Here is a 12154-nt window from a genome sequence, read left to right as displayed (position 1 = left end):
GCTCAGGAGTTCTCGAGGATGATGCCCTCGATCACATTGGCCACGTCTTCGCACTTGTCGGTGATCGTTTCGAGCAGCTCGTAGATCGCCTTGAGCTTGATCACCTCGCGCACATCGGGCTCTTCGCGAAAGAGCTTGCTCATTGCGCTGCGCATCACGCGGTCGGCGTCCGATTCCAGGCGGTCGATCTCTTCGCAGGTCTTGAGCGTGGCTTCGGCGACGGCCGGGTCGGTGATCTTGCCGAGGTACTTCACCGCATCCGCCAAGCGATCGCAACATTTGACGCTGAGCGCGGTGAGCCTGACGATTTCCTCGGTCATGTGCCGCACGTCGTACAGCGCCATGGTCTCGGCGCAGTCCTGGATCAGGTCGGCCACGTCGTCCATCGTGTTGATGAGCTTGTGGATCTGCTCTCGGTCGATGGGCGTGATGAAGGTCTTGTGCAGGACGCGGTTGACCTCGTGCGTCACGCGGTCGGCGGCGCGCTCGGCATTGTCGACATCGCGGTTGTATTGCTCCCGCAGATGCACGTCGTTGTAATTGGCGACCAGGTTCTCAAACGCACGCGCTGCCTCGACGATGCGCTCGGCGTGCTGGTTGAACATCTCGAAAAAATTCCCCTCGCGGGGCAGCAGCTTGCCGAACATGGCGCTCTCCAGGGTTCGCGACCACCACAGGTATGTGACAGTTTCGTGAAAAACCGCGCAAGTGTAATGGCCGGGCCGGAACCGGCCCGCGATCCCGAGGGCGCCTCAGCGAATCCGTTCGATGACCTGCTTCGAAACGCGCGCCAGTGCCGCAGCGGGCACCTTGTCGGGCGCGATCTCGGCCAGTGGCTTGATGACGAACGCGCGGTCCCGCATGCGTGGATGAGGCAGCGTGAGTTCAGGCGTGTTGCGCACGGTGTTGGCGAACATCAGCAGATCGAGGTCGAGCGTGCGTGGCGCATTCGGGAACGGCCGCTCGCGACCCGCTTCCGATTCGAGGCGTTGCAGCGCAGCGAGCAGCTGCTCTGCATCCAGCCCGGTGCGCAACGCGACCACGGCGTTGATGTAATCGGGGCCGGTGGCATCGACCGGCGCGCTGCGGTAGAGCGAAGAGCGCGCGGTCACGAGCGTTTTCGGCAGTTGGCCGAGGGTTTTCATTGCGCCCAGCACCGTGGCAGCGGCATCACCGAGGTTCGCGCCAAGACCGACATAGGCGGACACCGTCGCGTAGTCTTCCTTGGTTCGCCGCACCACCGACCCCGTGGGCGACTTGCGTGTCGGGCCGGGCGAGCGCGTCGCAGGTCCTGTCTTGCGCTTGGGTGCGCCGCCTTGCGGCCGGGCTGGTGACCGGTTCATGCGTCGGGCGCGTCGCCGCCCTCGTCAGGTCCACCGCCCTCACCGCCCGTGCGTGGCTTCCGGCGCCGGCGGCGCTTGCGCGGCGCCGCGGCTTCCCCATCGGGCGGCACGGCCACGGCGTCTGCCGAAACCTCGTCGTCTTCTTCGGACTCCGCGGAGTCGCGCTGAGGCGGCTGCGCTGTCGCCGCTTGTGGCGCGCGGACCCGCACGCGCGGACCCTTTTTCTGCTCGTCACGGACCTGGTCCATCAAATCCTGGCGACGCAGGTCATCGGCCGTGCTGAACTCCTGCCACCACTCGCCGATCGCTTCGCTCACTTCGCCCACGTCGGCCCGCAACCGCATGAAATCGAAGGCCGCGCGAAAGCGGGCCTGCTCGACCAGGCTGTATGGCGTGGCGCCGCTGCGCTTGTCGAAGCGCGGCTGCATCATCCAGATCTCGCGCATGTCGGCGGCCAGCTTGCCGCGGCCCGACACATCGCCGATGCGTGAATTGAACACATCGTCGATCGCGTCCTGCAACGCCGGGTAGGCAGGCTGGCCGCGCTGGCCGTGCCGTCCTTCGATGCGGGCAGCCCAGCCGTCACGCACATCGGCCCACAGCACGCAGGCGAGCAGGAAGCTCGGCGCCACTGGCTTGCCTTCGCCAACGCGACGGTCTGTGTCTTGCAACGCTGCGTTGACGAAAGGACTGTCGGCCCGCTCGACAACCACGTCGAGCAACGGGTAAATGCCCTTGGCCAGGCCGAGCTTGCGCAGCTGCGCGACGGTGGCGATCGCATGGCCCGTTTGCAGCAGCTTGAGCATTTCGTCGAAGAGCCGGCTCTGCGGCACGTCGGCCAGCAGCTTGCTCGATTCGATGAGCGGCGCGGCGGTTTTCGGCTCCATGCTGAAACCGAGCGCGGCGAGCTTGGCCGAGAAGCGGATCGCGCGAATGATGCGCACCGGGTCTTCGCGGTAGCGCGTGGCGGGGTCGCCGATCATGCGCAGCGTGAGCTTCTTCGCGTCGCGGATGCCGTTGTGGTAATCGACCACGATCTGGTTCGCCGGGTCGTAGTACATCGCGTTCACAGTGAAGTCGCGGCGTGCGGCGTCCTCGTCCTGCGGGCCCCAGACGTTGTCGCGCAGCACGCGGCCGCTCGAATCGACCGCGTGCGTCATTCCGGCCAGTTCGCCCTTGCTGGTGCGCTCGTTGCCCTTGACCTGTTCGGCCGCGGCGTTGTCCATGTAGGCACGGAACGTCGACACCTCGATCACTTCGTGTTCGCGCCCGCGGCCGTACACCACGTGCACGATGCGAAAGCGCCGGCCAATGATGAAGGCGCGCCGGAACAGGCTCTTGACCTGCTCCGGCGTCGCGTTCGTCGCCACGTCGAAGTCTTTCGGTCGCAGGCCGAGCAGCAGGTCGCGCACCGCACCGCCTACCACGTACGCCTCGTAGCCGGCTTGCTGCAAGGTCGTGACGACGTTCTTGGCGCGCTCATCGACGAGTGCCGGGTCGATCCCGTGGACAGAGGCTGCGACTTCCTGTCGTTTGCCGAAACGGGGCGCTTCGGGCGATTTCCCAAGCAGTTTGTCGATGAAATTCTTGATCATTTTTTGTGTGTGAGCGCGCGTTGAGGCGCCTATTCATTTTCCAGCATCGCGCGGATCAGCGGAATGGTGATCGCGCGTTGCGTCTGCAAGGCAAAGCCGTCGAGCTGCGTGAGCAGCTCCATCAGGCTTCCGAGGTCGCGGCTGAAGCGGTGCAGCATGTAGTCGAGCACATCGTCCGACAGCATCACGCCGCGCGCGTCCGCCGCCTGGCGCAGCACTGCGCGGCGTTCGGGCTCGCTCAGCACGTGCAGATGGAACACATGGCCCCAGCCCAGCCGGGTGCGCAAGTCTTCACGCAGCGCCAGATCGGCCGGCGGCAAGGCGCCGGCAGCCACGACGCCGCGCTGCAAGGTCTGCGCGTTGACGAACCAGTTGAAGGCCGCGTGCTGCTGCACTGCGGTGTAGAGGTGCACATCGTCCATGAGCACAGCGCCCCAGCGTTCGTCGAATTCCGGCGGCTCGGCCAGGCCCGGGTGCAGCCAGCCGACCGCGGCGCCCTGCTCGCGCAACGCGACGCGCACCGACTCGAGCAGGTGGCTCTTGCCGCAACCGCCTTCGCCCCAGAGGTACGTCGGCACCGGCGAATGCACGGCCGGCCCCGACGTGCTGCCGACCCAGACTTGCAAATGCCGCAGCGCCGCCTCGTTCGGGCCTGCGAAGAAGCCCGCAAAGGTCGGGCCGGTCGCAATGCCGATGTCGAGCGCGAGCTGTTTCATCCGGGGAAGAAGTTGTTCATAAAGCGGGCCGTGGAAGCGGGGATGCGAGGCCCTTAAAATCGTGTCGAATTCTATCGGCCCGGGCATCTCGGTTGCCTCGGCCCTTCCCTCCCCTCTTTTCGCCTGCCCATGACCTCTCCCTCGGCCACTCCGCTCAGCTACAAGGACGCCGGTGTCGACATCGACGCCGGTGATGCCCTGATCGACCGCATCAAGCCCCTCGCGAAGAAAACGATGCGCGAAGGCGTGCTGGCCGGCATCGGCGGCTTCGGCGCCTTGTTCGAGGTGCCCAAGCGCTACAAGGAACCGGTGCTGGTGAGCGGCACCGACGGCGTCGGCACCAAACTGCGCCTGGCTTTCGAATGGCAGATGCACGACACGGTCGGCATCGATCTGGTCGCCATGAGCGTCAACGACGTGCTGGTGCAGGGCGCCGAGCCCCTTTTCTTCCTCGATTACTTTGCCTGCGGCAAGCTCGAGGTGGACACCGCCGCGGCCGTCATCGGCGGCATCGCCCGCGGCTGCGAATTGAGCGGCTGCGCGCTGATCGGCGGCGAAACCGCCGAAATGCCCGGCATGTACCCGGCCGGCGAATACGACCTGGCCGGCTTCGCGGTCGGCGCGGTCGAAAAATCGAAAATCCTCACCGGCCAGGACGTGAAGCCTGGCGACGTGGTGCTCGGCCTGGCCTCGGCCGGCGTGCACTCCAACGGTTTCAGCCTGGTGCGCAAGGTGATCGAGCGCGCAGGCGCCGATATCCCGGCCACGCTCGACGGCCAGCCGTTTCGCCAAGCCGTGATGAAGCCGACGCGCCTTTACGTGAAGCCGGTGCTGGAGGCGCTCGCAAAGCACCCGATCAAGGCGTTGGCGCACATCACGGGCGGCGGCCTGCTGGAGAACATCCCGCGCGTGCTGCCCGAAGGCACCGCCGCCCAGCTCGTCAAGGGCAGCTGGCCCCAAACGGAGCTGTTTGCCTGGCTGCAAAAAGTCGCCGGCATCGACGACACCGAAATGAACCGCACGTTCAACAACGGGATCGGGATGGTCGTCGTGATCGACGCAGCCGAAGCGTCCGCCTGCGCCGCCACCTTGCGCGCCGCCGGCGAGACGGTGTACGACATCGGCGTGATCGCCGCGCGCGGTGAAGGCGCTGCGGTCGTCGTCGCTTGACGTCGCCAGCAAGTCCGCCGAGCCGATGGGCCCGCCCCGAACCGTGACGATTTCCGCCGACGCCGCGCAGCGTCCGACGTCGCGCGCGACCATCATCGCCAGCTACCTGTTGATGGGGGGTGCGTTGCTGGGCGTGATGCTCAACCATCTGCTGGTCGGCCTGCTGTGCGTCTGCCTTGGATTTCTCGCAACGCGCTGGTTCGTGCGCCTGCTCCATCGGCTGCTCGACCGGAGTGGGCGTTCCCGTTCGCCCGCTGCGCGCCCATCGTGGCTGCAGGCCAGCGTGCGCGTGCTGGCCGTGGGGCTCGTCGTGCTCGGCCCGATCGCCTTGCTGGTCATCGGACTTTCGCAAGCGCGTGAGTACGTCGTCGATGCTCCGCAGCAGTACCGGGAACTGCTCGACTACGTCGCGCGCACCATTCTTGAGTTGCGGCAAAAGCTGCCGCCGGACATCGCGGCCTACCTGCCGGTGGCCGCCGACGACGTGCAACGCATGGTCGCCAACTATCTGCGCACGCAGGCGGGATCGCTGGCGCTGGCCGGGCGCGCCTGGCTGAACGCGCTGCTCTTCGCGTACGTCGGGCTCATCATCGGCGGCCTCGCGGCAGTCGCGAGTGCGCCGCAGCAGCGGCGTCCGCTGGCCGCGCAAATGCACCAGCGCATCACGACCTTCGGCGATGCGTTCGCGCAGATCGTGGCGGCCCAGTTCTGGATCGCCGCCTTCAACACGATGCTGACGGCGATCTTCCTGCTCTTCTTGCTACCGCTCTGGGACTTGCGCCTGCCCTATACGCCCGCGCTCATCACGCTGACCTTTCTCGCTGGCCTCATCCCGATTGTGGGCAACCTGCTGTGCAACGCGGTGCTGACGCTGGTCGGCCTTTCCGTGTCGCCACTCACGGCAGTCGCCTGCCTGATCTTCCTGATCGTGATCCACAAGGCGGAGTACGTGATCAACGCGAAGGTGGTCGGCAGCCGAACGCACATGGCGGTGTGGGAACTGCTCGCGGTGATGTTCGTCGCCGAGGCGGTGTTCGGCCCGGCCGGCCTGGTGGCGGCGCCGCTGTTCTACGCGTACCTCAAGAAAGAGCTCGAAGCCGCACGGCTCGTGTGAGCTCGACACCGGACAAATCGATGCTTGAAATGCGCCCGGATTGCGAGCACTGCCACAAGGCACTGCCGCACGACGCGACCGACGCCCGGATCTGCAGCTATGAATGCACTTTCTGCGCAGACTGCGTGACGCGCGTGCTCCACAACGTGTGTCCGAACTGCGGCGGCGGACTGGAACCGCGGCCGGTGCGACCTCCCAAGTCGGCAGCGGCCACCGCCTAGAGATAGCCGCAGAAACGCAGGACGTGGCCGTCCGGCTCGCGGATCGCGAACTCGCGCAGGCCCCAGGGCTGGGACACCGGCGACTCGATCACGTCGACGCCGCGCCGGAGATAAGCGGCGTGCAGACCGTCGACGTCCCGGCCGACATGAATCACGATCTCGCCGCGCCATTGCCGCGTTTCGCGCGCGTTGCATTGCCAGAGACGGACGTAGACCGGGTCGCCATAACTGCGATCGCCCTTCTTGACCCGAGCGTAGCTGGGCGGCTCGCCGGCGATGAAGTCGAGTTCGAAGCCCAGCACATCGCAAAAATAGCGCGCCGCACGGCTGACATCGGACACCGGCAGCACCGGCTGCACGCCGTGGAACTGGTGCTGCGTGCCCAGGTCCGGCACGGCAGAAGCGCCGGCCTGCGCCGCCATCAGTACCTGGCGCGGCGAAGCGCGGCGACCCGTTCGGCGATGGCGTCGAGGTCGAGCGCATCCTCTGCGTGCCGCAGGTAGGTCTCGAGATCGCGCACCGCTTCGGCGGTGTTGCCTTGTTCGGCGTGGGCCAGGCCGCGGTCGCGGTACTCGCTCCAGGCGTCTGGTAGCAAAGTGATGAGGCGGTCCTGCACGGCGATGGCGCGTTGCCAATCCTCCTGGGTGCTGTGCACTTCCTTCAGGTTGCGCAACATTCGGGAGATGATCTCGCGCGGGCTGGCAGGCTGCAGGTACAAGCCCAGCGGCACGTCGAAATCGCCGACCAGACCGTTGCTGCGCTTGTAGGGCTCGAGCCGCTCACCCAGCTCTTCGCGCGACAACGATTTTCCGGTGAACGGATCGATCACGACCTGCCCCTTCGGCAGCGTCACCTTAAGCATGAAATGACCCGGAAATCCGACGCCGCGTGCGTTCAGTCCGAGCCCCTGCGCGAGCTCGATCCAAAGCACCGCCAGCGAAATCGGGATGCCACGACGCGTGCGCAACACGGCATTGAGGTAGCTGTTGTCGGGGTCGTAGTAGTCGTTGACGTTGCCGCCGAAGTTCAGGTCGTGAAAGAAAAACTGGTTGAGCAGACGCAGCCGCTGCAACGGTGCGGCGTCGGCCGGCAAACGGCGCTTGAGGCGGGCCAGCAACTGGTCGACATCGCCGAGCACCTGCTGCACGTCGAGTTCCGGGTATTCGTCTTGCGCGAGGCTGGTGGCGGCTTCGAGCAGAGGAAAGTGTTCGTCGCTCTGGACAAGAGAGCCGAAGTACTCGAGGGCGGTGGGCGCTGAATAGCTCAGGGACATGTGTCTTTGTAGTGGAGGCCACCGGGGCCGTCAAGGCGGCGCGGCGCTGCGGCGCTCAATGGCGCAGGAAACTGCGCAACTTCAGGCCGGCCAGCGTCAGCACGCCGAAATACAGAACGCCCGCACCCGCGATGAACGCAGCCAGCAGGCCGGCCCGCAACAGCCGCTGGTCGCGCAGCGCGATCCAGTCGAAGTGCTGGTTGCCCCAGGCCAGCAGGGCCGCGAGCAGCAATGTGGCGGCCAGCACCTGCGCGAAAAAGCGCCACCAGCCGGGCAGCGGCTTGAACGCGCCGATGCGGCGCAGCCCGATGAGCAGCAGCAAGGCATTGAGCAGTTGCGCCAGGCCGATCGACAGCGTGAGGCCGGCGTGCTGCAGGTACGGCACGAGAAAGATGTTCAGCACCTGCGTGAGCGCCAATGCGATCAGGCTGAAGCGCATCGGCGAGCGCATGTCGTGCCGCGCGTAGTAGCCGGCGGCCAGCACCTTGATGGCCACGATGCCCACGAGACCCGTGCCGTAGCCCATGAGCGCGACAGTCGTGCGCTGCACGTCGATTGCGCTGAACGCGCCGTTGTGGAACAGCACCGCGACCAGCGGCTTCGGAAAGACCAGCAGCGCCACTGCGCAGGGCACCGCCAGCAAGACGATGAGCCGCAGGCCCCAGTCGAGCATGGCGGAATAGCGCAAATGGTCTTGCGCCGCGCGCGCGGCCGCCAGCTGCGGCATCAGCACCACGCCGAGCGCGACGCCGAGCATCGCGCTCGGAAACTCCATGAGCCGGTCGGCGTTGGTGATCCAGGTCACGCTGCCTTCGGCCAGATGCGACGCGATCTGCGTGTTGATGAGGAGCGAAATCTGCGCCCCGCTCACCCCGATCATGGCCGGCAGCATGAGGCCGAGGATCTTGCGTGTGGTCGGGTCGGCCCAGGCCGTTCGAAGGGCTGCGAAGGTCACGCCGATGCGCGGGAACATGCCGAGCTTCCGCAACGCCGGCAGTTGCAGCCCGAGTTGCAGCATGCCGCCGACCAGCACGCCCACGCATTGCGCGTAGATCGGCTCGATGCCCCAGCGCCGGAACAAAGGCGCGCCCACGACGATCGACAAGATCAACGCCACGTTCAGCAGCACCGGCGACGCGGCCGGCACCGCGAACTTGCGCCACGTGTTGAGGATGCCGCCCGCAAACGCCACCAGCGACATGAAGCCGATGTACGGGAACATCCAGCGCGTCATGACGACCGCGGGGTCGAAGCCGCCCGATTTCTGCAGGCCGCTGGCCATCGCCCAGACCATCAGCGGCGCCGCGACCACGCCGGCGATGCACAGCAGCACCAGGGTCCAGGTCAGCAGCGTGCCGACATGGTCGATCAGCTGCTTGGCCCCCTCGTCGCCTTTTTCCGTCTTGCAGGCGGCCAGCACGGGCACGAACGCCTGGCTGAAGGCGCCCTCGCCGAGCACGCGGCGGAACAGGTTGGGAATGCGGAAGGCGACGTAGTAGGCGTCGGTCAGCGCGCTGACGCCGAACACCGAGCTCATCAACACGTCGCGGATCAGTCCTGTGATGCGCGAAGCGAGCGTGAGCAGGGAAACGGTGGAGGCGGAGCGAAAAAGGGACACGCGGGCAGTGTATCTGGCCCCAATCGCGGCACGGCCTATAATGGAAGGCTTTGCTGCATCATCCTCAGACACCTAAGGAACACAACTATGGCATCCGCCAAGCCCAAAAAGAAAAACCCCCGTCTCGCCTCCGGCCGCAAACGCGTCCGCCAGGACGTCAAGCTGAACGCTGCGAACACCTCGCTGCGCTCCAAGTACCGCACCGCTGTCAAGAACGTCGAAAAGGCTGTTCTCGCTGGCGACAAGACCAAGGCAACCGAAATGTTCGCCAAGGCACAAAGCATCGTGGACATGGTTGCCGACAAGGGCATCTTCCACAAGAACAAGGCCGCTCGCGACAAGAGCCGCCTGTCGACCAAGGTCAAGGCCTTGGCTCTGGCGCCCGAAAAGGCCGCCGCCTGACCCCAGTCAGGCAAACAGCCCGGACAGAAAACCTTCTGTCCGCCGTTTGATCGGGGTGCGCTGCAGCAAAGATGAAAAAACCGCCTTCGGGCGGTTTTTTCATGGGCGGTCGGGAAGGACGCAGGCCTCGCCGACCTGCAGCCCGTTGTCGCGGGCGAAATTCATGACGAAGTCCCACGCCATGACTTCGTGCTCGCGCAGTTCGCGGTCGACCACCACGCACTTGATGCCGTTGATCGTGTTCGGCACGCACCACGGGGAATAGCTCAGGTGATCGCCGGGAATCGGGCCACCGGGGCGGAACGAACTCATGACGCCTGCCAGCCGCTCGGCCCAGTCGCTGGGCCGGAAGGCGCGACCGTCGGCGGTGACGCCCATGACGAAAATGTGTTTGGCGGTGGGGGTATCCATTGAGCGGAGTAGCGCCTGCGGCCTGGTGCTGCAGTGCACAAGGATTTTACCCATCAAGCCGCGCACGAGGCGTGCCAGCGGGCATTGCTGTGATGCGCATTCCTCAACGAAACCGTCGAAGCACGCCCCTAGAATCCAACGTTCCCTTTCTGGAGAACCGCATGAGCACCCCCGACCAGCCGACCTCGCCCCACGTCATGAACACCTACGGTCGCCTGCCGATCGCGTTGTCGCACGGGCAAGGTTGCCGCGTCTGGGACACCCACGGCAAGGCCTATATCGACGGGCTCGGTGGCATCGCCGTCAACACCCTGGGCCACAACCACCCGGAGCTGGTGCCCGCGCTGCAGGACCAGCTCACCAAGCTCATTCACAGCTCCAACTACTACCACGTGCCGGGCCAGGAACAGCTGGCCGCCAAGCTGGTGGAACTGTCGGGGCTGACCAACGTGTTCTTCTGCAGCACCGGCCTGGAAGCCAACGAAGCCGCACTCAAGCTGGCGCGCAAGTTCGGCCACGACAAGGGCATCGAACGGCCCGAGATCGTGGTCTACGAGCATGCCTTCCATGGCCGCTCGATCGCCACCTTGTCGGCCACCGGCAATCCGAAGATCCAGGCCGGTTTCGGTCCGCTGGTCGAAGGCTTCATCCGCGTGCCGCTCAACGACATCGAGGCGCTCAAGAAGGCCACCGAAGGCAACCCGAACGTGGTCGCCGTCTTCTTCGAGACCATCCAGGGCGAAGGCGGCATCCATCCGATGCGCTGGGATTACCTGAAGCAGGTGCGTACGCTCTGCGACCAGAAGGACTGGCTCATGATGATCGACGAGGTGCAGTGCGGCATGGGCCGCACCGGCAAGTGGTTCGCGCACCAGTGGGCGGGCATCCAGCCCGACGTGATGCCGCTGGCCAAGGGCCTCGGCTCCGGCGTGCCGATCGGTGCGGTGGTCGCCGGCCCGAAGGCCGCCAACATCTTCGGCCCCGGCAACCACGGTACGACCTTCGGGGGCAACCCGCTCGCGATGCGCGCCGGCGTCGAGACGATTCGCATCGTGGAAGAACACAAGCTGCTCGAGAACGCGGCCAACGTGGGCGCGCACCTGAAGGCAGCGCTGGAGCGCGAGTTCGAGGGCCTGGCCGGCGTGAAGGAAGTTCGCGGCGCCGGGCTGATGCTCGGCATCGAACTCGACCGGCCTTGCGGCGTGATCCTGAACCGCGCCTGCGACGCCGGCCTGCTGCTGAGCGTGACGGCCGACAGCGTGATCCGCCTCGTGCCGCCGCTGATCCTCAGCACCGCCGAGGCCGACGAAATCGTGGCCATCCTCGCGCCGCTGGTGAAAGCCTTTCTGCTGGAGCCGGTGAAATGACAGCGGCGCACACGATCCGGCACTACCTGCAGTTCTCGGACTTCACGGCCGACGAGTACGGCTACCTGTTCGAGCGCATGGGCATCATCAAGAAGAAGTTCAAGGCCTACGAACGACACCAGCCGCTGGTTGACCGCACGCTCGCGATGATCTTCGAGAAGGCCTCGACGCGCACCCGCGTGAGCTTCGAGGCCGGCATGTACCAGCTCGGCGGCTCGGTGGTGAACCTCACCACCGGCGACAGCCAGCTCGGCCGCGCGGAGCCGATCGAGGACAGCGCCCGGGTCATCAGCCGCATGGTCGACATCGTGATGATCCGCACCTTCGGGCAGGACAAGATCGACGCCTTCGCGGCCAATTCGCGCGTGCCCGTCATCAACGGCCTGACCAACGAGTTCCATCCTTGCCAGATCCTCGCGGACATCTTCACCTTCATCGAGCACCGCGGTTCGATCGCGGCCAAGACGGTGGCTTGGGTCGGCGACGGCAACAACATGGCCAACACCTGGCTGCAGGCCAGCGAGATCCTTGGCTTCAAGGTGCATGTGAGCACGCCGAGCGGCTATGAGGTCGACCAGTCGATCGCGGGCATCCGCTCGAGCGACAGCTACAAGGTCTTCAAGGACCCGATGGAAGCCTGCCGCGGCGCCGACCTCGTCACCACCGACGTGTGGACCAGCATGGGCTACGAAGCCGAGAACGACGCGCGCCGCAAGGCCTTCGCCGACTGGTGCGTCGACACCGACATGATGCGCATCGCCCAACCCGACGCGCTCTTCATGCACTGTCTGCCGGCGCACCGCGGTGAAGAGGTCGAGGCCGACGTGATCGACGGTCCGCAATCGGTGGTGTGGGACGAGGCCGAGAACCGGCTGCATGCCCAGAAGGCGCTGATGGAGTTCTTGCTGCTCGGACGCCTGTAAA

Annotated in this window: 13 protein-coding genes and 1 pseudogene; 6 read left to right on the top strand and 8 right to left on the bottom strand. The window is 65.9% G+C overall.

Translation table 11 applies throughout. The features are described from left to right. Positions 1–2: 2 nt before the first annotated feature. From AX767_RS15485 to hda, 4 genes are all read right to left on the bottom strand, one after another. Complete coding sequence (locus tag AX767_RS15485) at positions 3–647, bottom strand: DUF47 domain-containing protein (RefSeq protein ID WP_068632148.1); 645 nt, start codon at positions 645–647, stop codon at positions 3–5. 105 nt (positions 648–752) lie between these two features. After that, the gene (folK, locus tag AX767_RS15480; protein WP_082755031.1) at positions 753–1343 is read right to left on the bottom strand and encodes a 2-amino-4-hydroxy-6-hydroxymethyldihydropteridine diphosphokinase; all 591 of its coding nucleotides are present in this window, start codon (positions 1341–1343) and stop codon (positions 753–755) included. Continuing rightward, positions 1340–2938, bottom strand: coding sequence for a polynucleotide adenylyltransferase PcnB (pcnB, locus tag AX767_RS15475; protein WP_068632146.1), 1599 nt, complete (start codon positions 2936–2938; stop codon positions 1340–1342). The genes folK and pcnB overlap by 4 nt, the downstream gene beginning before the upstream one ends. A 29-nt stretch (positions 2939–2967) precedes the next feature. Next, positions 2968–3654 carry a DnaA regulatory inactivator Hda gene (hda, locus tag AX767_RS15470; protein ID WP_068632145.1) on the bottom strand — a complete coding sequence of 229 codons (687 nt, stop codon included), beginning with the start codon at positions 3652–3654 and terminating at the stop codon, positions 2968–2970. Positions 3655–3783: 129 nt separating this feature from the next. Between hda and purM the strand changes: the two genes are divergently transcribed. From purM to AX767_RS15455, 3 genes and pseudogenes are all read left to right on the top strand, one after another. Further along, positions 3784–4824 (top strand): phosphoribosylformylglycinamidine cyclo-ligase, encoded by a 1041-nt coding sequence (purM, locus tag AX767_RS15465; RefSeq protein WP_068632144.1) that lies wholly within the window; start codon positions 3784–3786, stop codon positions 4822–4824. Positions 4825–4849: 25 nt separating this feature from the next. Beyond that, the gene (locus AX767_RS15460; RefSeq protein WP_068633764.1) at positions 4850–5938 is read left to right on the top strand and encodes an AI-2E family transporter; all 1089 of its coding nucleotides are present in this window, start codon (positions 4850–4852) and stop codon (positions 5936–5938) included. Positions 5939–5958: 20 nt separating this feature from the next. Continuing rightward, a pseudogene (locus AX767_RS15455) lies at positions 5959–6138 on the top strand (DUF1272 domain-containing protein); the annotation flags it as partial. A gap of 17 nt (positions 6139–6155) precedes the next feature. Here the strand turns inward: AX767_RS15455 and AX767_RS15450 are convergent. The 3 genes from AX767_RS15450 to murJ are packed head-to-tail and all read right to left on the bottom strand — an operon-like array spanning position 6156 to position 9050. Continuing rightward, entirely contained in the window at positions 6156–6581 is a 426-nt protein-coding gene (locus AX767_RS15450; protein WP_068632143.1) for a bleomycin resistance protein, read from the bottom strand. Beyond that, entirely contained in the window at positions 6581–7432 is an 852-nt protein-coding gene (locus tag AX767_RS15445) for a SirB1 family protein (protein WP_068632142.1), read from the bottom strand. The genes AX767_RS15450 and AX767_RS15445 overlap by 1 nt, the downstream gene beginning before the upstream one ends. 55 nt (positions 7433–7487) lie before the next feature. Beyond that, entirely contained in the window at positions 7488–9050 is a 1563-nt protein-coding gene (murJ, locus tag AX767_RS15440; RefSeq protein ID WP_068632141.1) for a murein biosynthesis integral membrane protein MurJ, read from the bottom strand. Between the two features lie 87 nt (positions 9051–9137). Between murJ and rpsT the strand changes: the two genes are divergently transcribed. Beyond that, positions 9138–9452, top strand: coding sequence for a 30S ribosomal protein S20 (gene rpsT, locus AX767_RS15435; RefSeq protein WP_068632140.1), 315 nt, complete (start codon positions 9138–9140; stop codon positions 9450–9452). 99 nt (positions 9453–9551) lie between these two features. On the opposite strand, the gene AX767_RS15430 is transcribed toward rpsT, so the two are convergent. Further along, entirely contained in the window at positions 9552–9863 is a 312-nt protein-coding gene (locus AX767_RS15430) for a DUF3579 domain-containing protein (protein WP_068632139.1), read from the bottom strand. Between the two features lie 161 nt (positions 9864–10024). Here AX767_RS15430 and AX767_RS15425 point away from each other — a divergent pair, with 161 nt between their 5' ends. Beyond that, positions 10025–11230 (top strand): aspartate aminotransferase family protein, encoded by a 1206-nt coding sequence (locus AX767_RS15425; protein WP_068632138.1) that lies wholly within the window; start codon positions 10025–10027, stop codon positions 11228–11230. After that, positions 11227–12153, top strand: a complete 927-nt coding sequence (gene argF / locus AX767_RS15420; RefSeq protein ID WP_068632137.1) for an ornithine carbamoyltransferase — start codon at positions 11227–11229, stop codon at positions 12151–12153. Before AX767_RS15425 ends, argF begins: the two co-directional genes overlap by 4 nt. The last annotated feature ends 1 nt before the right edge of the window (position 12154 follow it).

Source organism: Variovorax sp. PAMC 28711 (assembly GCF_001577265.1).
GTDB lineage: Bacteria > Pseudomonadota > Gammaproteobacteria > Burkholderiales > Burkholderiaceae_C > Variovorax.
This window is presented reverse-complemented; position numbering and strand designations above follow the sequence as displayed.